Annotated in this window: 17 protein-coding genes, 2 tRNA genes and 1 other RNA gene; 5 read left to right on the top strand and 15 right to left on the bottom strand. The window is 67.6% G+C overall.

Going from position 1 to position 20,700, the window contains the following annotated elements:
• Positions 1-8 precede the first annotated feature (8 nt).
• The 3 genes from CHB73_RS13195 to CHB73_RS13185 all read left to right on the top strand — a co-directional run bounded on the left by CHB73_RS13195 (position 9) and on the right by CHB73_RS13185 (position 3,210).
• Positions 9-257, top strand: a complete 249-nt coding sequence (locus CHB73_RS13195) for a hypothetical protein (protein ID WP_089275062.1) — start codon at positions 9-11, stop codon at positions 255-257.
• A 227-nt stretch (positions 258-484) separates the two neighbouring features.
• Positions 485-1,924, top strand: a complete 1,440-nt coding sequence (locus CHB73_RS13190) for a UTP--glucose-1-phosphate uridylyltransferase (protein ID WP_089275061.1) — start codon at positions 485-487, stop codon at positions 1,922-1,924.
• A 74-nt stretch (positions 1,925-1,998) separates the two neighbouring features.
• On the top strand, positions 1,999-3,210 hold the full coding sequence (locus CHB73_RS13185) for an alpha/beta hydrolase (protein ID WP_089275060.1): 1,212 nt from the start codon (positions 1,999-2,001) through the stop codon (positions 3,208-3,210).
• Positions 3,211-3,287: 77 nt separating this feature from the next.
• Here CHB73_RS13185 and CHB73_RS13180 read toward each other — a convergent pair whose 3' ends face one another.
• The 3 genes from CHB73_RS13180 to CHB73_RS13170 are packed head-to-tail and all read right to left on the bottom strand — an operon-like array spanning position 3,288 to position 5,801.
• Positions 3,288-3,869, bottom strand: a complete 582-nt coding sequence (locus CHB73_RS13180; protein ID WP_089275059.1) for a hypothetical protein — start codon at positions 3,867-3,869, stop codon at positions 3,288-3,290.
• A gap of 31 nt (positions 3,870-3,900) precedes the next feature.
• On the bottom strand, positions 3,901-5,499 hold the full coding sequence (locus tag CHB73_RS13175; protein ID WP_089275058.1) for a portal protein: 1,599 nt from the start codon (positions 5,497-5,499) through the stop codon (positions 3,901-3,903).
• A complete protein-coding gene (locus tag CHB73_RS13170) occupies positions 5,496-5,801 on the bottom strand; it encodes a hypothetical protein (protein WP_089275057.1) in 306 nt (101 codons plus the stop codon). Before CHB73_RS13170 ends, CHB73_RS13175 begins: the two co-directional genes overlap by 4 nt.
• A gap of 542 nt (positions 5,802-6,343) precedes the next feature.
• Between CHB73_RS13170 and CHB73_RS13160 the strand changes: the two genes are divergently transcribed.
• A tRNA-Leu gene (locus CHB73_RS13160) sits at positions 6,344-6,430 on the top strand.
• Positions 6,431-7,388: 958 nt separating this feature from the next.
• Entirely contained in the window at positions 7,389-7,784 is a 396-nt protein-coding gene (locus tag CHB73_RS16545; protein WP_143337393.1) for a hypothetical protein, read from the top strand.
• Positions 7,785-8,025: 241 nt separating this feature from the next.
• Here the strand turns inward: CHB73_RS16545 and CHB73_RS13155 are convergent, their stop codons facing one another.
• The 12 genes from CHB73_RS13155 to rfaE2 all read right to left on the bottom strand — a co-directional run bounded on the left by CHB73_RS13155 (position 8,026) and on the right by rfaE2 (position 20,700).
• Positions 8,026-9,618 (bottom strand): HEAT repeat domain-containing protein, encoded by a 1,593-nt coding sequence (locus CHB73_RS13155; protein WP_089275055.1) that lies wholly within the window; start codon positions 9,616-9,618, stop codon positions 8,026-8,028.
• 45 nt (positions 9,619-9,663) lie between these two features.
• The gene (locus CHB73_RS13150) at positions 9,664-10,125 is read right to left on the bottom strand and encodes a chemotaxis protein CheX (RefSeq protein ID WP_089275054.1); all 462 of its coding nucleotides are present in this window, start codon (positions 10,123-10,125) and stop codon (positions 9,664-9,666) included.
• A gap of 182 nt (positions 10,126-10,307) precedes the next feature.
• Positions 10,308-10,994, bottom strand: a complete 687-nt coding sequence (locus CHB73_RS13145; RefSeq protein ID WP_089275053.1) for a DUF554 domain-containing protein — start codon at positions 10,992-10,994, stop codon at positions 10,308-10,310.
• Between the two features lie 230 nt (positions 10,995-11,224).
• Positions 11,225-14,158 carry a [protein-PII] uridylyltransferase family protein gene (locus CHB73_RS13140; protein WP_089275052.1) on the bottom strand — a complete coding sequence of 978 codons (2,934 nt, stop codon included), beginning with the start codon at positions 14,156-14,158 and terminating at the stop codon, positions 11,225-11,227.
• 34 nt (positions 14,159-14,192) lie between these two features.
• Positions 14,193-14,531, bottom strand: coding sequence for a P-II family nitrogen regulator (locus CHB73_RS13135; protein ID WP_089275051.1), 339 nt, complete (start codon positions 14,529-14,531; stop codon positions 14,193-14,195).
• 18 nt (positions 14,532-14,549) lie between these two features.
• A complete protein-coding gene (locus tag CHB73_RS13130; protein ID WP_089275050.1) occupies positions 14,550-15,755 on the bottom strand; it encodes an ammonium transporter in 1,206 nt (401 codons plus the stop codon).
• A 462-nt stretch (positions 15,756-16,217) separates the two neighbouring features.
• Complete coding sequence (gene ispD / locus CHB73_RS13125; RefSeq protein ID WP_089275049.1) at positions 16,218-17,465, bottom strand: 2-C-methyl-D-erythritol 4-phosphate cytidylyltransferase; 1,248 nt, start codon at positions 17,463-17,465, stop codon at positions 16,218-16,220.
• A gap of 146 nt (positions 17,466-17,611) precedes the next feature.
• Positions 17,612-17,978, bottom strand: an RNA gene (gene rnpB / locus CHB73_RS13120) — RNase P RNA component class A.
• Positions 17,979-17,989: 11 nt separating this feature from the next.
• Positions 17,990-18,724, bottom strand: coding sequence for a zinc ribbon domain-containing protein (locus CHB73_RS13115; protein WP_089275048.1), 735 nt, complete (start codon positions 18,722-18,724; stop codon positions 17,990-17,992).
• 80 nt (positions 18,725-18,804) lie between these two features.
• Positions 18,805-19,845, bottom strand: a complete 1,041-nt coding sequence (locus CHB73_RS13110) for a Nif3-like dinuclear metal center hexameric protein (RefSeq protein WP_089275047.1) — start codon at positions 19,843-19,845, stop codon at positions 18,805-18,807.
• Positions 19,846-20,044: 199 nt separating this feature from the next.
• Positions 20,045-20,120 (bottom strand) — tRNA-Ile (locus CHB73_RS13105).
• A 61-nt stretch (positions 20,121-20,181) separates the two neighbouring features.
• Positions 20,182-20,700: a D-glycero-beta-D-manno-heptose 1-phosphate adenylyltransferase gene (rfaE2, locus tag CHB73_RS13100; RefSeq protein WP_089275046.1), complete on the bottom strand. Its 519-nt coding sequence runs from the start codon at positions 20,698-20,700 to the stop codon at positions 20,182-20,184.

The following is a 20,700-nucleotide window of genomic DNA, read 5'->3' as shown; positions in this document are numbered from 1 at the left end:
AGGCGACTATGAGCTACGATTCCAGCACTATGCGTCTGCTTGGCGGCGTGCCCGGCCAGCAGCTGTTCCTGTACCGCACCCCGGACGCCATCGGCGCGGTGTCGGCCTCGGGCTACTTCGACAGGGCCGTGGAGGAGTACAATCTCACGAGCGGCGACATCATCCTGGCCGTATCCGGCTTCGGCGCGCTGAGCGTGCTGGACGCCCTGGTGGCCACGGTGGGCGGCGGGGTGGCCAGCACCGGTCTGCTGTCGTAGAGGCGCAGCCATGAGCGGGGGCGCGGGCCAAGGCTTCGGGCCTTTGCTGCGCGCCCAGGCCCGGCAGGGACTTCCCCGGTCCCGCGCCGGGCCTTTTTGCGCGCGGTTTTGCCGCGCGTCCCCCCCATGCGGGCGGACACTCCCGCTTGCCAAGTTGCCAAACTTCCGTATATGCTCATCATGCTGGGAAAAGACACAACGCGTCCGACAGAGCTTACGGAGCCGCAATGAAGATCAGCTGCCTCGCCACCCAGGACCCCGCCGTCCACACCATGTTCAAGCCCTTTGCCCTGAAGATGGAGGAGCACCGCATCCCCTCCATCGTCATCAACATCTTCAAGTGCTTCTATACGCAGATCATGCAGGGCGCGCAGGGCAAGCTCCCGGACGCCGACATCTCGCCCCTGAACGACGGCGAGGTGCCCGACTACGCGGATCTGGAAGGCTACGCCGAGGCCGGGCGCGAGGCCCTGGCCCACACCGTGGTCATCAAGCTCAACGGCGGGCTGGGCACCAGCATGGGGCTTGAGCGCGCCAAGAGCCTCATCCCCGTGAAGGACGGGCACAGCTTTCTGGACATCATCGCGCGGCAGGCCAAGGTGTTGCGCAGGAAGTTCAAATCCCCGCTGCCGCTGGTGTTCATGAACAGCTTCAAGACCCACCGCGACACCATGCTCAAGGTGGAAGGCCTGGACAACGGCGACACCGGCATCCCGCTGGCCTTTGTGCAGCACATGTACCCCAAGATCGTGGAGGCCGACTTCTCCCCGGCCGACTGGCCCGCCAACCCGGAGCTGGAGTGGAACCCGCCGGGCCACGGCGACGTGTACACCGCGCTTGTGACCTCCGGCCTGCTGGCCAAGCTGCTGAAGCGCGGCTACCGCTACGCCTTCATCTCCAATTCCGACAACCTGGGCGCGGTGATGGACGCCCGGCTGCTGGGCTACATGGCCAGGGAGGAGCTTTCCTTTCTGATGGAGGTGGCGCGGCGCACGCACCAGGACCGCAAGGGCGGACACCTGGCCCGGCTTGCGAACGGGCGGTTGGCCCTGCGCGAGCTGGCCCAGTGCCCGGAGGCCGAATTGGAGAGCTTTGCGGACATCGACAAGTACCGTTTCTTCAACACCAACTCCTTGTGGGTGGACCTGCGGCTCTTGGAGCGGGTCTTTGTCGAGAACCTCATGATGCCCCTGGACCTGATGCTCAACCCCAAGACTCTGGACCCGCGCGACCCGGATTCGCCGCCGGTGCTGCAGGTGGAGACGGCCATGGGGTCGGCCATCAGCGCCTTCGAGAACGCGCGCGCCGTGCTGGTGCCGCGCACCCGTTTTGCTCCGGTCAAAACCACTCAGGATCTGCTGCTGGTCATGAGCGACTGCTTTGTGCGCACCAAGCTTGAGACCATTGAGCAGAACCCGGCGCGCACCGCGCCCATGCCCGCCATTGTCTTGGACCAGAAATTCTACAAGAAGATCGACATGTTCCAGGAACGTTTTCCCAAGGGCGCGCCCTCGCTTCTTGAATGTGAACGCCTGGAGGTCCACGGGGACGTGCGCTTCGGCAGGAACGTGCGCATCCGCGGGGTCACCCGCGTGGTCAACCGCTTGCGCAAGCAGGCCCGCGTGGCCGATGGCGCGGTGCTGGAGGGCGAGGTGCTCTTCGGCTAGGGCTCTGGGCGTCCGGAATTTCCCGGTTGCCTTGCCCTTGCCCCGGCGGGCCGCCGGGTGTAGTGGCCCTGCCCATGAAGCCCCTCGCCATGTTTCGTCCGCTGTGCGCCCTGTGCGCCACCGTTCTGCTGGCGGCCTGCGCCGGTCAAACGCCTCCGGCCCCGCTGCCCGTCCCCACGCCGCCCGCGCCCCTGCACGAGCCTGTCGCCGCGTCCCCCCAGGATTGGCGCAAGCCCTCGTTCCTGTACGCCACCAACCGCAACGCCCTGCCCGGCAGAAACGGCAGCGCCCAGTTCGGGGGACTGCGCTCACGGGCCATGTCCTATGGCGAGCTCAAGACCACGGCCGGGGGCGGCCAGGCCGACGGCAGCGACCTGTACCGGGTGAACGTGGCCCTGGACAGGGTGACGCGCCTGGGCCAGGCGGGCTTCTTCTCCGAGGTGGAGCGCGCGGCCGCGCGCACGCCGGGGCGCGAGGTGCTGCTGTTCATCCACGGCTTTGACAACACGTTCGAGGACGCGGCCAAGACCGCCGCCAGGGTCAGCATCGGCATCGGCTTCACCGGGGCCACCGTGCTCTACAGCTGGCCCAGCGAAGGCAGCCCGGCCGCCTATTTGGCCGACCGCAACAACGCGTATTTCGCCGTGCACGCCTTGAAAGGCCTGCTGCGCGAGCTTGTGGCCAGCCCCTGGGTGGGCCGCGTGGGCGTGGTGGTGCACAGCATGGGCAACGAGGCCTTCATCCGCGCCTATACCGAGCTTGCGGGCGAGTGCCGGGGCGAGGCCGACGCTTGCGCGGCCTTGCGCAAGGTGCGCACCATCGTGCTGGCCGCGCCGGACGTTGACCGGGAGATTTTTCTCGACCAGCACGCCGCGCGGCTGACCGGCCTGGGCGCGCGCGTGGTGTTGTACTGTTCGCGTGGGGACGTGGCCCTGGCGGCCAGCGCGTTGATGCAGGGCGGCGACTACGAGCGCCTGGGCAAGAACGTCATGTGCATTCCCGGCATCCAGGTGACGGATGTGTCCGAGGTCAAGACCGACGTGCTGGGGCACTCGTGGATATCACAGAGCCGCGCGGTGCTGAAGGATTTGCGCTGCGCGTTGACCGAGGGCTGCGATCGTTTCGGCGCTGGCCTGCTGCGCGAGATGAGCTGCCTGCCCGCCATGCAGCCGCCCGGGGTCGCGGCCGGGCGCAGCTACTGGAAGCTCATCGCCCCTGGGGGCGGCACGGGCGCGCCCGCAACCGCGGGCTTCGGCTTCAGCCTGCCCTCGTTCTTGACCCAATAAGCAGACCGTATACACCAGCGGGCCGCGCTCCGGGCGTTTTGTCCGGGGCGCGGCCTTTGTCGTGTGGCGCGGCTTGGCTAGCGGCCAAGCTTGGCCGCCAGCCAAGTGGTGGGCGCGGGGGCCATGGGCGGGGCGGCCTCGCGGGCGTCCACGCCCCGCGCCTCGCGCAGCTTGTCCGCGTATTGACCCCAGAAGGACTGGGCCAGGCTGGTGGAGGCCGTGAGCGGGTAGGCCAGGGTGGCGGCCAGCCGCGCGGTCAGCGTCTCGCACAGCAGCGGGTCGTAGAGCCGGGGGTCGTCCACCCGGCGGATGTAGAGCAGTTGCAGGGGGCCTTGGGCGTCGCAGTGCACGGCCCCGGCCTGCGCCTCCCATTCGTCCAGGGGACTGCCGCCCACGCACGCCTCCAGCACGCGCAGGCAGTCCGCCGGAAGCGGATAGGCCGCTGCGTGCCGCCAGGCCGGCGACGTGGCGCTGGCGGCCAGCTCGGCCTGGGCCAGGGCGCAATTCCAGGGATGCGCGCGCAGCACGGCATCGCGCACGGCGGGCCAGCGCTGGTTGCACAGACGCGCGGCCTTGGTGTTGTCGCCAAGGGAGGCGATGGCCTCCTCGCCCAGGTCGGTAAGGGCGTTGTTGCAGATCTCGATGACGCTGGTGGCCATGTGGAGTCCTCCGTGTTCGGGGTGGCGGCCGTCATTTGGCCGTGGTCCGCCGTGCGGCCGCAGGGGCCGGGGTGTGCGCCTGCATTGCCGCTTCCTGGCGCGCGGCGCGGATGGCGGCGACCCTGTCCTGGGGCCTCAGGTATTCCGGCGGCAGCCCGAAGAGGGTCGCCGCGTGCCGGGCCATGGCGTCGGGCTCGAAGTTGTCCATGATGCTGAAGGGGTCGCCTCCGCCGAGCAGGGGTTGCAGGTAGCGCACGGCCTGGGCCAGGTTTTCGGCCTCGGCCTGGCGCTGTGCCTGGGCCACCGGGCTGGCGTAGTCCACCCGCAGGCTGCCCTGGGGCAGGTCCTTGGGCCAGGGGGGCAGTTCGCCCTCGCGCAGCAGAATGTTGAAGGCGCGCTCAATGAGCGGGGCCAGGAACTCGGTCTGCAGGCGTCCCAGCACCGGCCCCAGGATGCGCATCTTTTCCGCCTGCCGGATGAGGGCTTCGGTGGCGGTGCTGTTCACGGCCTCCGGGGCCAGCTGGTCGGCCAGGAAGATGCGGCGGATGCTTTGCCTGCGCCGCTCGATCATGGCCTCGATGGCCGAGAGGTCCACCCGCACGGGCAGGGCCTCGATGCGGTCCTGGGAGCCCGCGCGGTAGTACGACAGCCCGCCCGGCCCGGAGCGCACCGGCCCCAGGAAGCCGTCGTCCGGCACCATGAGCGGCGGATCGGACATCTTCTCCGCCGCCATGAGGGCGGTGCGGCTCATGGCGTTGAGCACGCGCACATCGGACAGGGCGGTGAGGCCCGGCCCCCGGCCGTAGGCCTCGCCCGAAACCTTGGCCCAGCGCGGGCACATGTACGGCATCTCGTGGTAGCCGGATTCCTCCAGCAGCGCGCCGCTGTCCTGCTCCACAAAGACGCAGGCGTAGGGGAAGTGCGCGCTGGCCGGGCTTGCCGGGTCGCGTTCGGGACGGGGGAACACCGCGTGGATAAGGTTGACGCGGGCCTCGGGCTCCTCCTGCGCACGTCGGCGCACCTCTGGCGGGCAGGTGGCCTCCCACTGTTCCAGCACTTGCCGCGCCGAAAGGGAGTAGGTGCGGATCACCGTGTCCACCATGCCGCGCGCGTCCTCGGCCAGGTGCGTCTCGAACAGGGGACGCACGCTGAAGCGGGCCAGGCAGTCGGGGTCGGCCTCCACCGAGAGCACCGCCGTGCCGAAGAGGCAGAGGTCCAGATACAGCTCGTGCACGCAGGCCTGGAAGCCCGTGGCCTCGGTGTTGAAGAGCGAGAGCAGCCGCTCGCGGCAGTCGGCCAGGAAAGCGCGCACCTCGTCGTTGTCCGGCGCGCCGCGTCCCAGCCGCAGGTCGAACCAGGGCAGGGCCGGATTGGTCAGCAGGCCGCCCAGGGCCGAGGCCAGCAGCTCCAGGCTGTGGGCCGGGGTGGAGTCGAACACGGCCTCGTCGGCGGGTTGTTGCCCCTGGCCGGGCAAGACCAGGCCCTTGCGCGGCATGATTTGTGCGGCGAGCTCGCGCCAGGAGGGCAGCCAGTGCCCGCGGGCCTCGCGCAGGGACGCCAGACGGTCCAGCACGGCCTGGGCCGCTGGTTCCGCCGGAGCCGGACGTGTTGGGTTGCGGCGGGCGCTCATTGCCCCAGCCTCGCCTTGAGCTGGCTTTCCTCCGTGGTCGGCACGGCTCCGCCCAAGGACTCCGCGGCGGCTTGCCCGGTCTTGGTGGCGCGCTCGGCCTGCCTGGCCTTGGCCAGAAGCGCGGCTTCCTCTTTTTTGCGGTCGGCCCTGCGCCGGGCCTCCGCCGCCTGCAGCGCCGCCTCGGCATCCTGGGCCTCGGACTGGCTGGCGCGCGTCGCCTGCTGGCCCAGCGGTCCCAATATGGAGCCGAAGATCATGTTGCCGATGAGGGAAATGGGGTCGAACCCTCCGCCACCGCCCATGGGGAACCTCCTTGGTTGTGCTTCCGGGCGGGATGCCCGGCTGCCCGCGCAAGTATATCCCGGCTTTGCGGGCGGGATGGAAATGGCGCGTTTTTAGCCGGGAAAAGGACGGAATCGCCCTGTTGACAGGGCAGGCCCAGGGGCCTGAAAAAGGAAAAAGGGCCGGTTGCAGCGGCCCTTTTTCGGGAGGAGGGGGAAGGAGTCCAGATTTCGCGTTCGCAGGCCCGGAAGGGGGCTGGGGATGGGGTGGGTGGGTTTGGTGTTCGTCTCCCGGACCCGCGCCGCGCTATCTGAACCAGATAAAGCATTCGGCGTGCCAATGTATATTATGTCTTTTTATCCAGCGTGTTGAGCTTGATGGGGCGGAAACGGAAGCGAAGTGCGCGCTGTATTTTGTGCATTGTGGTGCACAGATGTGCAAAGTTGTTGTGCAAGCAGGACATGTGCAGACGGGACACACGTCCCAGACGGCGGCGCTGGTGCGTGCGCCCGCCGTTCGGCTTGACAGAAGGGCTTGGCATCACCTAAATAGTCGGCTTCATGCCGGGATGGCGGAATTGGTAGACGCAGTGGACTCAAAATCCACCGGTCGCAAGGCCTTGGGGGTTCGAGTCCCCCTCCCGGTACCAGGTGCACTTTGCTGCACGGCAAGACCGTCCAGATCATGCTGGAAAATAAAAGCCCCGGGCAGAAGTCCGGGGCTTTTGTTTTCCAGAGGCGGTTGGGGCGCTAAGGCTTGGTCGTGAAGCCGCTTGGTTGGAGGCTCCTTTGTCGCTCAGAACGTGCCGAAGGGCTAGCTAAGGGCAATCACCCTGCCTCGCCGCTACCAAGCCTTAAAATGGGCCAAATTTGTACGTTTCACGATACCGATGTTTCACGGCGAAGGCGAAGGGATTTCCATAGGGGAGGGATGGGCAACCGTTCCTCCCTATTTTTTTATCTCGCATCTGTTGGGGGATATGTGCCATTGCGCAGAGGCGTATGATGCTCTAGCCTGCCTAAACGTGGTGAGACAAACAGCCTTATGGCACCCGCACCGGGGCAAAGTGACTTTCGAGGGTATGGCCGATGAAGCATAAAAGGGTGATTGCCGACTATGACAAGGATACTCTGTTTGGTGGGGTCGCTGGGGCGGGTCTAGAGCCAGAGTCCGTAGAGATTGCTCCAGGGCTCATACTGCGCCAGACATACGCGCATGTATTTGGCCCGCTGCTAGCAGCATTCAAGCGCCCTCTAGGCCCCCATGCGCCTCATCCTGCTCCTTGGATGGCCGTTGGGTCTGGTACGGCATGGGACATAGAAATTGAGATTGAGCTGATGGCATCCTCTAGGCCGACGGGGTTTGACCGCCTCAACTCATTATGGTTCGCAACTGCGCTACTTCGGCTCAGAACAGGGATTCCATTGCGGATGCCAATCATATCACCAATGGCATTTAGTGGGATAGCATCGTCTCAACAAGAGCCACAGTTTCTTACGATAGAAACGCAGTCAACGCAGCTTAGACTCTCAAAAACGCATAGATCAGTTGTCACACTTGATGATGTCGAGTGGCTTAGGCAGTATTATGTGTCCGGGGCGACTCTCGTGGATGATGAGCACTTTGGGGCAGCGTTTATGATGTTTGATGAATCCGTCTGGGTATCCAAGCCTCGTGCTGGGCTGTTGCTGGCATGGGGTGCGATCGAGTGCGCTATGCGTCCTGGACAGCGAGATACTGCGAAGCGTTTAGCTAGACATATCGCAGCGCTGCTTGAGCCGCGAGGGCCAAATCGAACCAGATTATATCAGCAGGTAAAAAGGTTATATGGTGTGCGCGGCGATGTGATACATGCGGGAGCCAGCGTTGCTCCAGATAATTACTTTGAGACGTTAGAGCTGACCCGCAGGTTGTTTCTCACCTGCTTTGAGCAAAGCGTATTGCCTGCCGCGAGGGATTTGGAAGGCGAGTGGAAAGCTTGTGAGGCTGAAATTCACGGCTAATCCTGCCCTCACAGGACCGAGGCATGTTCATAGGCAACACCGTGTGGGGGTAGCTTTTGGGGTACATTGTCTTTCGTTATGCTAAATTTCTCTTCTTTTCTCGTATGTTGTGTCTAAAGCTCGATTCCCCCTCCCGTACCAGGTGCACTTTGCTGCACGGCAAGACCGTCCAGACCATGCTGGAAAACAAAAGCCCCGGGCAGAAGTCCGGGGCTTTTGTTTGGCGCGGGTGCGCCGGGGCCTAGGGCTGGTCGTGCAGCAGCCCGGCCAGGGCGGCCTTGAGGTCTTCCGGCCGGAAGGGCTTGTTGATGAAGGCCGTGACACCGGCCTTGGTGGCCACCTCGCGCTGGGTGTTCTCGGATTCCGTGGTGACCATGAGGATGGGCGTCTCGTCATAGCCCAGGGAGCCGCGCAGCTTGCCCACCAGCTCCACGCCGTCCATCACCGGCATGTTCATGTCCGTGATGACCACATCGGCGAATTCCCCGTTTTCCACGTAGGCGTAAGCTTCCTGGCCGTTGGCGGCCAAAAGCGGCTCGAAGCCCATGTCCGTAAGGATGCGGCGGTACAGGGCCAGCATGGACTTGGAGTCGTCGGCCGCGATGGCCTTGCGCGTGGCGGTGCGGGCCTGGGGCAGGGTGGCCGCGTCCGCGCGCGACCGCGCGGTGCCGATCTCCTCCAGGCGCTGGGCGAAGGCGTCCAGAATGTCCTGGTCCTGGGACAGGCGCAGGGCGTCGATGAGCCTGTCGCCCACCAGGTCGTCCTTGTACAGCTCCTGGAAGAGCCGAAGCGCGCGCGAGGCCACGACGGCCCGGCAGATGCGCGGGCTGTTGGGCGTGCCCGCGGCGATGCGCTCGCTGATGGTCTTGAGCACGCCTGGCGCGGCGTGGCGCTCAAGCCCGGTGACCACGGCCATGAGGATGAGCTCGTCGTCCTCGTCCAGGCCGTCCACCAGGCACACCAGCCCTTTCAAGGTGCCGATGCGGCCCAGGGCCTCGAAGGCGGCGTAGCGCACGTTGGGATCGGTGAAGCAGCCGGAATCGAAGGCCCGCACCAGGGCGTCGGCGCCCTTGCGCGCGCCGATGAACCCGGCCACATTGCAGGCCAGGATGCGTTCGTCCGTGCCGCCGGTGGAGTACAGGGGCTCAAGGACCGGCAGGGCGGTTTCGCCCAGCCGCACCAGGGCGTCGGTGACGATGCGCCGCGCCGTGGGATTTTTGTGGTGAATGTGCTCGACCAGCAGGCGCGCCGCGCCGGGCGAACCAATGGCGGCCAGGGCGTCTATGGCCTTCCAAGTGGTCAGGTCGCAGCGTTCGTAGCTGCCGTCGGTCCCGGCGGCGTGGAGGGTTTCGGCCAGCACGGGCAGGGCGGAGGCGTCCGCGTAGACCCCGGCCATCTCCATGGCCATGGCCGCAAGCATCTGGTCCGGGTGGCGCAGAAAGGCGCGGAACACGCCTTCGGCCCCTACGGGGCGTATCTTGGACAGGGAGGCCAAAATTTCGATGAGCAGATCGGGGTCGGTTTCGGTCCCCGCCATGCGCATGAGGGGCTCGGCGGCGGAGGCGAAGGCGTATTCTCCGGCGGTGCGGATGCACAGGGTGCGGAAGGCCGGGTTCTGGCTCGCAAGGCCTTCGACCACGGTGGATTCGCTCGACCCGAGCACGGAATTGAGCGCGCCGACCACCATGTAGTCGACGCCGGTATCCCCCGTGGGCTTCTCGAATAGGTCCACCAGGTCGGGAATGAGCGCGGGGTCTCTGCTGCCCGCGATCTCGTTCAGGGCGGTTATCTGTTCGAGAAAATCCTTTTGGCGGAACCCGTCCAGCTTGCCCATTGCTGATCCTTGTCTATGCTTGAGGCCAGGCCGCAGCCCGGCGGTTTATTCGAAGCAGAACTCGATGGTGAAGCTCCCCGCATCGGTGTCGAAGGGAATGGCCATGATGGGCGACTTGGCGATGTGGGTGATGCTGTGGTTGTCGCCCATGATGACGGTGGGGGTGGAGCCCTGCAGCACGAGCCCTTTTTCCGCAAGGCCCGCGCGCGCCTGCCCGGATATCATGTTGGTGATCTCGCCCACGGCGTCCTTCACGTCCTGAAGGATGTCCTGGATGTCGTCGCCCAGCATGTTCTTGACCATGGCGACGGCGCAGGATTTCTGGAAGGAGATGGAGACGCTGCCCTTTTTGCCGTCGCCGGTAAGGCCCACCAGCCCCGTCACGTCGCCTGTGGCGATGGTGTTCTTTTTGACAAAGGGCTTGCCCGGCCTGGGGGTGATGAACGCCATGGTGCCGATGACGTCCGTGGCCGCTTTCACAAAGGGTTTTGCAAGTTCCACGTCCATGCGGATGGTCTCCTTCCGTGCTCATGTCCCCGGTGTCGGCTCGTGCCGAAACCCGCGCCGGGGCTGTGTCGGCGCGACCGCTCCCGCAGCAGGGGCGGGCGAGGCCGTGCACGTTATCCCTACGTTCCCTTGGGGGGCTTGGTCAAGTGATTTGGGTTTTTCGCGGGAGCTATAGCCCAGGGCTATGCGAAAAACAGGGCCAGCAGCACGGCGACGAGCAAGGAAGGCAGCAGGTTGGAGAGGTTTACGCGCTTGATGTCCAGCAGGGTGAGGCCGATGCCCAGGATGAGCAGGCCGCCCGTGGCCGTAAGCTGGCTGATGACCGTTGGCGTGAAGTGTTGCTGGAAGAGCCCGGCGAACAGGGTGAGCGCCCCCTGGTAGAGCAGCACCGGAACGAAGGAGAAGAGCACGCCGGAACCGAAGGTGGAGGCCAGCGCCACGGAGGCGAAGCCGTCCAGGATGCTTTTCGTGTACAGAACTGTGGCATCTCCGCGTATGCCTTCGTCGAAGCTGCCCACTATGGCCATGGCCCCGATGCAGAAGATGAGCGAGGCGGTAATGAGTCCCTCGGTGAATTGCGGGTTGCCGGAGCGCAGCAGCGCCTTGGCCCGTTCGCCCAGGCGCTCGAAGGCCATGTCCAGGCGCAGAAGCTCCCCGGCCAGGCCGCCCAGCAGGATGGCGAAGATCAGCAGCAGCGGGTTGCTCACGGTGAGCGCCATCTTGGCGCCGATCAACAGCACGCACAGGCCCAGGCCTTGGAACACGATGCTGCGGAAGCGCTCCGGAAAGCGGCCGTGCAGGGCCATGCCGGCCAGGCTGCCGAGAATGATTGCGGCGGCGTTGACGAGGGAACCGACGGGCAGGGTCATGGGCGCTCCTTGGGCGTAGGGGCGCGCGGTTGTTCCGCCAGGGCCCCGTCGGCCAGTGCGCTCATGCCAGATTCGGCCGCGCGCGTCGAGAGGCTGCTCCCCCATCCCGCGCAAGGGGGCTTCCGCGTCGCCCTTCAGCTTCGTCCCGTGTTCCCTTTTGCCGGGTCCGGGGGCGGCCAGCCCCCGGCCGCCGGAGGCCTTTCCCAATGCCCTGCGCTCATGCCGGAGCGCTAGTTGTGCCGCGCCGCGGCCAGCAAGGCCCGGCGCAGGACCTCCAGGCGCTGCGGGTCGGCGATCTTGCGGCCTTCCTCGTCGCGCACGTAGAACACGTCATGTATGCGGCCCGCGCTGGTGGCGATGCGCGCCAGATGCACGCGCGCCCCATGGGCGCAGAGGGCGCGCGCCAAGTCGTGCAGCAGTCCCAGGCGGTCCGGCGCGGCCACCTCGACCAGGGTGTGGAAGTCGCTCTGTGCGTTGTCCACGCGCACGGCGCAGCGGCCTCCCGGCGCGCGAGAAGCCTGGGCCAGCGGCGAGTTGCGCTTCTGTTCCAGCCGGTATTCCAGGGAGAGCTTGTCCGTGAGCGCATAGGACACCGCGCGCCGCACCCGCGCCCACAAGTCCTCCAGGGACAGCCCGGGGGCGGGCTCGCGCACCACGAACACGTCCACGGCCAGGCTGGCGCCCGGTCCGGCGGAGCCCGGCCCCCAGGTGAGCACCTCTGCCGAGAGGATGTGCAGGTCGTGCAGGGCCAGCACCCCTGCCATCACCGCGAAGAGCCCGGGGCGGTCCATGGCGGCGATGCTGACCTGGAAGGCGCGCCCGCGCACGGGCACGGCGTCTATTTCCGCCACCCCAAGGCCCGCCTTGGCAGCGGGCTTGCGCACCATGTCCTCGGCCAGGTTCAAGGCGAAGCGCCGGGCCAGGCGCAGGTGCCGGGCCACGGTGGCGGCGTCGAGCACCAGCAGTGCGCGCGCGGGCATGTGTTCCAGGCAGCGCTCGGCGAAGCCGCGCTCCAGCGCTGGCGTTGCGTCCTGTTCGGCCGGTTTGGTTGCCAGGGCCAGGGCGCGTTCGCGCACGCGGCGGCTTGTGTCCACGGCGTCGGGCCCGGAAAGCGGCCCGCGCGTAAGCAGTCCGCGGGCCTTGCGCGCCAGTTCGTCGAACAGCGCTGCGGTCCAGGGGCTCCAGGCGCGCGGCCCGGTGGAGCGGCTGTCGGCCACGGCCAGCAGATGCAGCATGTCCAGCCGTTCCACGCCGCCGCAGATTTCGGCCACGGTCGCGGCCACGGATTCGTCCGCAAGGTCGCGGCGGGTGGCGGTCTTGGGGATGAGCAGATGTTCGCGCACCAGGAAGGCCACATCGTCGATGGCCTCGGGGTCAGCCCCCAGACGGCCCAGAAGCGCGCGCGAAAGCGCTTCGCCCTCGCCGCAATGGTCGCGGCGCGGTTTGGCCAGATCGTGGCAGAACCCGGCCAGGAGCAGGCGGTCGAAATGCGGCAGTCCCGCCGCCCGTTCAAGGATATCCGGCGACAAGTCGCCGTCCGGCGGGCTGCGCCGCTCCTCCGGTCCGCAGGGGCGTATGGAGGCGAGGGCGCGCACCACCTCCAGGGTGTGCTTGCCCACGGGGTGGATGTGGAAGTCGTCGAACTGCACCAGGTGCTCCACGGGCGCGAACTCCGGCACCAGGGCCGCCATGAGGCCGGTGTCGAGCATGGATTGCAGCGCCGTGGCCACGGCCGGGGCCGCAGGTTCGGGAGGGTGCGCGCCCGGCGGGTCGGCGGCGTTTGGCGTGGGGGCGAAGAGACGCCGCAGCGCGTCGGCCAGCCGGGACGGCCCGGTTTGCGCCGATTCCTGCGGCGCGGCGTGGGGCGGGCTGCTTTCGGTTGGCTGGCCCGACGCCCGGAATATCTCCAGCAGCGCGGGCAGGATGTCCGGCAGTTCGGCGAAGGCGGCGCGGCGCGCGGGGTCGGCCAGGGCGGCGCGGGTGGCCCGCAGGGCCGACCAGGCCAGGGGCCGCGCGGCGCGGGCTGCGGCCACGTAGAGCGCCAAGATCAGCGCAGGCTGGTGGGCGGCGGCCTTGGGGTCGCAGAGGGCCATGCCTGTGGGGCCGCACAGGATGCCTGGAGCGGCTGCTGCGGGCGCGCAGGCCTCGGCCCGGGGCGGAAAGGCCTCCAGCCAGCAGGCCTGCCGCATGGCGCGGATGCGCGTCATGGCCTGGTGCAGGCGCGAGAGAAACCCTTCCACGGCCAGGCCGGTGGCCAAGCCGGTGGCCAAGCCGGTTGGAGCATCGGCGGCCTGGGGCTCGTCGCCGCCCTGGCCAGGCTCCGCGCCGCTGAAGCCGAGAGTTCTGGCCACCTGCGGCTGGAGGTCGAAGAAGAGCCTGTCGGTCTTGCGGCCCGCGGCCAGGTGCAGGGCCGTACGCGCGCAGAGCACGACGGCGTGGTCCGCTTCAAGCAAGGCCAGGTCCTCCGGGGTGAAGGGGGCCTGGGGCCCGGCGCACAGGGAAGGCACGAGACGCAGGAGCCAGCGGATTTGGTGGGCGTCGCGCAGGCCGCCCAGGCCGTTCTTGAGTTCCGGTTCGAGCAGACCGCTGGAGTCGCCGTGGCGGGCGCGGCGGCCCGCGTTGTGCTCCAGCACCCACTGGCCAAAGGCGGCGGCGCGGCCGGGAGGCGCGGCCTCGGCCAGGCGTCGCTGCAGTCGGGCGGTCAGCGCGCCCTCGCCCGCGACGTGGCGCACGTCCAGCAGAGAGGTGAGCACGAGCATGTCCTCTCCGGCCAGGCGGAGGCAGTCGGCCAGGGTGCGTACGCCGTGGCCCAGGTCCAGCCCCAGGTCCCAGAGGGGATGGAACAGCCCGCGCGAAAGCTCCTCCGCCGCAGGCGCAATGGCGTTTTCGTAGAGCAGCAGCACGTCTACGTCGGACGCGGGGCAGAGTTCCGCCCGGCCATAGCCGCCCACGGCGACCAGGGCGAAGGGCGTGGCGCAGAGCCCCGGCGAGGCGGTGCGCAATTCGTCCAGGCGCTCGCGGAAATAGGCGTCCATGAGGGCCGCGCCTTGGGCGGGATAGGCGTTGATGCCGCCCGCGCGCGCGGCTTCGGCCAAAAGCAGGCGGCCCTGCCGCAACCGCTGGGCGGCTGGCGGCAGGGCCGGAGGCGTTGTGTTGTCGTCCACTGTGAGGTGGGGGGACGCGCTGCCTGGGGGGAGGCTAGACGGCGGCGTCGCCGGTTTCGCCGGTGCGGATGCGCACCACCTCGTCCACGGGCAGGACGAAGATCTTGCCGTCGCCCACCTGCCCGGTGCGGGCCGCCTTGGTGGCCGCGCCGATGACATCGGCCACGCGGGCGTCCTCCACCACGACCTCGATCTTGACCTTGACCACGAAGTCCACCTGGTACTCGGCCCCGCGGTACACTTCCTTGTGCCCGCCCTGGCGGCCGAAGCCTTTCACTTCGCTCACGGTCATGCCCTTGATGCCGATCTCGGACAGGGCGGCCTTGATGTCATCCAGCTTGAAGGTGCGGGTGATGATCTCGACTTTCTTCATGACGCGTTCTCCTGCGGGCTACGCCTGGTAGCCGGTCTCGTTGTGCTGGGAGATGTCCAGGCCGCGGTCTTCCTCCTCGGGCGTGGCGCGCAGGCCCACCGTGGCGTCCACCAGCTTGAAGAGAACAAGGCTCGCGATGAAGCAGAAGGCCCATGTGGCGGCCACTGAAGCCAACTGTATCCAAAGCTGGGAGGGATTGCCATAGAAAAGCCCGCTGGCCTTGTTGATGCTGGCGAAAAGTCCGGTGGCGATGGCGCCCCAGGTGCCGCCCACGCCGTGCACGCCCACCACGTCCAGGGAGTCGTCGTAGCCGAGCTTGCCCTTCATGAGGACGCCCAGGAAGCAGAACACGCCGCCGCCCAGGCCGATGAGGATGGCGGGCATGGCGGTGACGAAGCCCGCCGCCGGGGTGATGGCCACAAGCCCGGCCACCGCGCCGGAGGCCGCGCCCAGGGTCGTGGCCTTGCCGGAGTGCAGCTTCTCCATGAGGATCCAGGCCAGAGCCGCGGCCGCGGCGGCCAGGTGCGTGGTCACGAAGGCGTTGACCGCGAAGCCGTCGGCGGCCAGCGCGCTGCCCGCGTTGAAGCCGAACCAGCCGAACCAGAGGATGGCCGCGCCAAGCACGGTCATGGGCAGGTTGTGCGGGATGAAGGGCGTGCTGCCATGGCCTTTGCGCTTGCCCAGCACCACGGTCGCGGCCAGGGCCGCGGCGGCGGAGCTCATGTGCACCACCGCGCCGCCCGCGAAGTCAAGGGCGCCCATCTCGGCCATCCAGCCTTTGCCCCACACCCAGTGGGCCATGGGGCAATACACCACCAGCAGCCACAGGGTGGTGAAAACCAGAAATCCGCCGAACTTCATGCGCTCGGCAAAGGCGCCGGTGATCAGCGCCGGGGTGATGACCGCGAACATGCACTGGAAGATCATGAACAAGAGGTGCGGGATGTTCTCCACCGGCCCGCCCGTGGCGTCCATGCCCACGCCGCCCAGGAACAGGAAGTCCAGGCCGCCGATGACCCCGCCCATGTCCGTGCCGAAGGCCAGGGTGTAGCCGACCACGGCCCAGAGCACGGACACCAGGCCGACGATGATGAAGCTCTGCATGATGGTGGCCAGCACGTTCTTGCTGCGCACCATGCCGCCGTAGAACAGGCCGAGGCCGGGGGTCATGAACATGACCAGGGCCGCGCAGACGATGATGAAGGCAGTATCCGCCGCGTTCATTTGAGGAAACCTCCCGTGGGGTGCGCCCCGGTGTTGCCTGGCGGGTGCTTTCCTGCGCAGGCTTGCCGCTTTGCTTTTTTGTCAATTCTTGCATACAAAGCTGAACGCGGAGCACTTTCCTCCGCAGTCCGCCGCCATCTAGCCGCCTTTGCCGTCAGGGCAGGGTGAAGACATCGCGCTTCCCACCTTGCGCAGACGGAATTGTCATTCCTGGTGCGTTTTTGTGGGTTGCGGCCAGAAAGAAGCAAGACTCGGGCCAAGTGAATGGTTGGCCTAAAAATAGCCAAGAATCCATTGGTTTTTTGCTTTTCTCCTATACGGCTGCGGCTCGCGAAGTGTGGTGAGGCGTGTCGATGGCGACATTTAATTGTGCAGAATTGTCAATTCGGCTATCGCGTTGCGAAAAAAAAAAGGCCGAAGCGATTGCTCCGGCCCTGCGCGGCGGGACTGGCTGGCTTTTCGTTAGTCGGGGCTGGCCGTCACCACGGCCACGGCCTTGATGCCCAGGCGCTGGCCGGTGAAGCCAAGGCCCTCCTCGGTGGTGGCCTTCACGTTCACCGCCCCCGGGGCAAGCTCCAGCAGGCGCGCCACCTGGGCGGCGATGCGCGCCTTGTGGGCGAAGAGCTTGGGCGTCTGCGCCACGATGGTCAGATCCGCGTGCTCCGGCCGGAAGCCCGCCGCCCGGACGCGGGCCAACGCCTCGGCCACGAACACGGCGCTGGGCATGTTGTCGAAGGCCTGGTCTGTGTCCGGGAAGAGCTGGCCGATGTCGCCCGCGCAGGCGATGCCGAGCAGGGCATCGGTCACGGCGTGCAGCAGCACGTCCCCGTCGGAGTGCGCCAGCACGCGCGGCGCGCCGGGAATGGCCACCCCGCCCAGAAGCATGGGCCGTGCCTTGGCCAGCACGGTGGGGTCGTCCTCGCCGTTGGCGACAAATTTGTGAACGTCGTAGCCCCAGCCCGTGCGCGGGCAGGCTGCCCTGGACGGGCGCAAAAGCCGCAAGTCCGCCGGGGTGGTGATCTTCACGTTGGCCTCCTCGCCGGGGACGACGCGCACAGGATGTCCTGCCCGCTCCATGAGCATGGCGTCGTCAGTGACCTCCCAGCCCTCGGCCTGGGCGCGCTGGTGCGCGGCCGCAAGCGGGGCCAGCAGAAAGCCCTGCGGGGTCTGCACGCCGCGCATTGCCGCGCGCTCCGGGGTATCGACGACGATGTCGTCTGCGTCCACGCGCTTGATGGTGTCCGTCACGGCCAGGCCGGGGATGGCCGCGGGACGGTCCGGGCCCAGGGCCTCCAGCACGCGGGCGCAGAGGGCCGCGCTGGCGAAGGGCCGGGCGGCGTCGTGCACAAGGACGCAGGCCGCCTCTTTCGGCAGCTCCGCCAGGCCGTGGCGCACGGAGTCCTGCCGTCTGGCCCCGCCCGCGCAGGCCCGCCAGGGCAGGCCCAGGGGGTCGCGCTCCCAAAGGCGCTCCACCTCGGCGCGCATGGCGTGCAGGTCCTCCTGCGGAAACACGAACACCAGCCCCCGCACGGCCTGGATGCGCGAGAAGGTGCGCGCGCTTTTCCAGAACAGGGGCGCGCCGTCCAGCTCGACATACTGCTTGCGCTGCGGGCCGCCAATGGCTGCCAGGGCCTCGGCCAGGCGCGTTCCGCCTCCGGCCGCGAGGATCACGGCCCAGGCTTCGGAAACGCGCGGAGGTGTGGATGTCATGCTGCTCCCCTTGCGTGTGGTCCACGTGCTGCGGGGACCGCCCACGCCGTCCGGGCAGGCGGGGCTTGGTCCCGCGTCTGCTTCGGACGGTCTGGGACTTGAGGGGTCCGGGGGAGGCGTGCGCCTGCCCCCGGTTCAGTGTCACAAGCCGGAGTCGGACTGTAAGCCGGGTTTTGTCACCGCCCGAGGGCGGGAGACCGTCATTCCTCTAGGATGGCCGTTGCCGACCACCTCAAGCGACCTACCCGGAGGCAATAGCCGGGCCAGCCTGCCTCCCTATTTGGTCTTGCTCCAGACGGGGTATGCCTAGCCGACCGTGTCACCACGGCCGCTGGTGGTCTCTTACGCCACCGTTTCACCCTTACCCGGCGGCCCGAAGGCCGCCTGGCGGTCTGCTTTCTGTTGCGCTTTCCGGGGGTCGCCCCCCCTGGGAGTTACCCAGCGCCCTGCCCATTGGAGCCCGGACTTTCCTCCCCGCGCCTTGCGGCGCGCGGCGACGGTCCGTCCAACTCCGGCCGTGTGGTCTATTTCTCGTCGTTGATGTGCGGCGCGTGCTCCACCCAGAAGATGATGCGCTGGCAGTTGGGGCAGCCCAGGATCTGCTTGCCCTTCTGCAGCTCGTTGTACGACTGGGGCGGAATCTTGATGTGGCAGCCGCCGCACACGCCGTCGGACACCGGCACGATGACCGGGTGCTCGATGCGCGAACGGATGAACTCGTAGCGGCCCAGGATCGGCGGCGGCACCACCTTGCCGGCCTTGGCGCGGCGCTTGGCCAGCGCGTCCAGGCGGCTTTGCGCCTTGCCGATGCGCTCGTCCAGGGTGGCCTTCTTGGCGTCGTAGCCTTCCATAAGGCCTTCCACCTCGGTGACGAGCTCCTGCATGGCGGCGTTCTGGCGCTCCAGCTCCTCCATCACCGCGATGCGCTCTTCCTCGCGCAGGCGGTTGAGCTTCTCCATGGAGTCCATCTCGCGCATCATGGCGTGGTATTCCTTGGAGTTGCCCACGGCCATGAGCTTGTTCTTGCTCTTCTTGATCTTGTGGCCGTCGTCCTCGATCTCTCCATCGAGCCGCTTCTGCTGGCCCTTCAGGATGTCGAGGCGTTCCTGGATCTGGGCCTGGCGCTCGCGCAGCTGGGCCACCTTGGTCTCCAGCCCGGTGAGCTCCAGGGGGGCCTCGCGCACCTCGGCCTCCAGGATCATGATCTCGTCATCCACGGTCTGCAGGACCACCAACTGCTCGATCTGCTTCTGATACATCGGCACCTCGCTTTATTCGGCCCCGGGAACGCCCTGGACCGGAAAGATATTGCTGTGCCCCCGCACTGCCGGAGCGGGCCTTAGGCCAGCGCCCGGAAGCGGAAGGGGCTTCTTCCCGCAAAGAAACGCACCTCGGCCCCGTCGCCGAGGGATTCCTGCAGCTCCGCGGCCAGCAGGCGCATCATCTCTTCTTCCAGCAGAAAATGCCCCACGTCGAGCACCAGGCCAGTGGTCTCCATGGCGGCGTGGTGCTTCACGTCGCCGGTGACGAACACGTCGGCCCCGGCGGCGAAGGCGGCCGGAATGAGCGAACCGCCGGAGCCAGTGGAGTAGGCCACGCGGCGGATGCGCTCCGGCCTGGGGCCGCATTCGATCCAGGCCAGGCCCTTGGCTCCCGTCAGCGGGCAGGGCGGCTGGGCGCCATAGAGCACGCCTTCAAGCAGGGCCGCGAAGGCCTCGTATTCCATGGCCTCGGGCAGGTCGCCCGCCTCGCCGTAGCCCACGCCCACGGCCGGGCTTTCAAGCCTGCGGACAAAGACCTCCAGATCCTTGCCCGCGAACACGCCCTTCAGCTCTTCGAATATTTCGGGCCAGGCCTGCTCCTCGGCCATCACGCGCAGCTCGCCGGTGGCGCTTTGCGACAGGGCGAGCACGCCGGGATTCTCCAGCAGGGGCCGGGCCTCGCGCTCGGTAAAGACCGAGGGGGCTTGGAAGAACGCCTCCCGCGCGGGGAAGCGCCGCACGGTCTCCAGGGTGGCGCGGTTGGCAAGGCCCAGCTTGCGCCCAAGCCAGAAGGCCGGGCCGTCCGGACGGCTGTCCAGGCTGGTGTGCGCGGCATACAGCCAGGCCCCGGCGGAGAGGAACAGCCGCAGCACGTCCAGGTGCCAGCCGGGGGTGGTGGGGGCTTGGGGCTTGAAATACAGCGGGTGGTGGGTGAGCACCAGGTCCGCGCCCCAGTCCAGGCAGGCCTTCATCAGTTCCGGGGCTGGGTCCAGCGCCACGGCGATTTTGCCCACCCGGGCGCGCGCGCCGCGTATCTGCACGCGGGAGTTGTCCCAGTCCGCGGCATATTCCTCCGGGGCCAAGGCCCGGATGCGGGAAAGCGCCTGGGTTGCGTCCATCAGCGGTCCTCCAAAACGCGCGGATGCTCCCGTAGGGTTTCCCCCTGGGAGCATCCGCGTTCGCCTGCACAAGTCCGGGCGTTATGGTGCGCGTCCTTCGCGATGGCGCGTCGTGTCAATGTCTGTCCTTGCTGCCGTTCGCCGGGCCGTGTGTCGCCGCCCCTTCAGGCTTCGCGCTCCGGCTGGCGGCCAGTGCTTCTGGTGGGCCAACCAGGGGTCGAACCTGGGACCATCCGGTTATGAGCCGGGGGCTCTACCAACTGAGCTATTGGCCCGTTTCCGTCCGAGCTGTATCCAGTACCCCGGTTCACGGGAGGTGTCAAGCAAGCGCCCGCTTCACCCCGTGGCGGCGGCTTTGCCCTGGGCGCTGGTCAGGCGCTCGATGAGCGCCGTGGTGGAGTAGCCGGGCAGAAGCGGCAGACTGAGCACGCGCCCTCCGTCCGCCTCCACCACCTCGCGGCCCACAATGCGCGAGAGGTCCCAGTCGCCGCCCTTGACCAGCACCTGGGGCCGGATGGCCGTGATGAGTTCAAGCGGCGTGTCCTCGTCGAAGAGCACCACGAAGTCCACGCTGGCGAGGCCGGCAAGCACGAAGGCGCGCTCGCGCTCGCTGTTCACGGGCCGGGGCGGGCCGGAAAGCTCCCCCTTGATGCGCCGTACCGAGGCGTCGGAATTGAGGCCCAGCACCAGGCCGTCGCCCAGGGCGCGCGCGCGGGCCAGCAGGTCCACGTGGCCGGGATGCAGGATGTCGTAGCAGCCGTTGGTGAACACCAGCCGGAAGCCGGGCGGCAGCGAGGCTCGTTTGTGCAGAAACTCCCGCAGGGACAGGATCTTGGGATGGGAAAGCGCGTCCAT

Origin of the sequence: Humidesulfovibrio mexicanus, assembly GCF_900188225.1 — a bacterium.
Classification (GTDB): Bacteria; Desulfobacterota; Desulfovibrionia; order Desulfovibrionales; family Desulfovibrionaceae; genus Humidesulfovibrio; species Humidesulfovibrio mexicanus.
This window is presented reverse-complemented; position numbering and strand designations above follow the sequence as displayed.

Excerpts from the sequence above, each read along its gene's own strand:
- CHB73_RS13195 (WP_089275062.1), top strand. The coding sequence starts at position 9 with ATGAGCTACGATTCCAGCACTATGCGTCTGCTTGGCGGCGTGCCCGGC.
- CHB73_RS13190 (WP_089275061.1), top strand. The coding sequence starts at position 485 with ATGAAGATCAGCTGCCTCGCCACCCAGGACCCCGCCGTCCACACCATG.
- CHB73_RS13185 (WP_089275060.1), top strand. The coding sequence starts at position 1,999 with ATGAAGCCCCTCGCCATGTTTCGTCCGCTGTGCGCCCTGTGCGCCACC.
- CHB73_RS13180 (WP_089275059.1), bottom strand. The coding sequence starts at position 3,869 with ATGGCCACCAGCGTCATCGAGATCTGCAACAACGCCCTTACCGACCTG.
- CHB73_RS13175 (WP_089275058.1), bottom strand. The coding sequence starts at position 5,499 with ATGAGCGCCCGCCGCAACCCAACACGTCCGGCTCCGGCGGAACCAGCG.
- CHB73_RS13170 (WP_089275057.1), bottom strand. The coding sequence starts at position 5,801 with ATGGGCGGTGGCGGAGGGTTCGACCCCATTTCCCTCATCGGCAACATG.
- CHB73_RS13155 (WP_089275055.1), bottom strand. The coding sequence starts at position 9,618 with ATGGGCAAGCTGGACGGGTTCCGCCAAAAGGATTTTCTCGAACAGATA.
- CHB73_RS13150 (WP_089275054.1), bottom strand. The coding sequence starts at position 10,125 with ATGGACGTGGAACTTGCAAAACCCTTTGTGAAAGCGGCCACGGACGTC.
- CHB73_RS13145 (WP_089275053.1), bottom strand. The coding sequence starts at position 10,994 with ATGACCCTGCCCGTCGGTTCCCTCGTCAACGCCGCCGCAATCATTCTC.
- CHB73_RS13135 (WP_089275051.1), bottom strand. The coding sequence starts at position 14,531 with ATGAAGAAAGTCGAGATCATCACCCGCACCTTCAAGCTGGATGACATC.
- CHB73_RS13130 (WP_089275050.1), bottom strand. The coding sequence starts at position 15,755 with ATGAACGCGGCGGATACTGCCTTCATCATCGTCTGCGCGGCCCTGGTC.
- ispD (WP_089275049.1), bottom strand. The coding sequence starts at position 17,465 with ATGACATCCACACCTCCGCGCGTTTCCGAAGCCTGGGCCGTGATCCTC.
- CHB73_RS13115 (WP_089275048.1), bottom strand. The coding sequence starts at position 18,724 with ATGTATCAGAAGCAGATCGAGCAGTTGGTGGTCCTGCAGACCGTGGAT.
- CHB73_RS13110 (WP_089275047.1), bottom strand. The coding sequence starts at position 19,845 with ATGGACGCAACCCAGGCGCTTTCCCGCATCCGGGCCTTGGCCCCGGAG.
- rfaE2 (WP_089275046.1), bottom strand. The coding sequence starts at position 20,700 with ATGGACGCGCTTTCCCATCCCAAGATCCTGTCCCTGCGGGAGTTTCTG.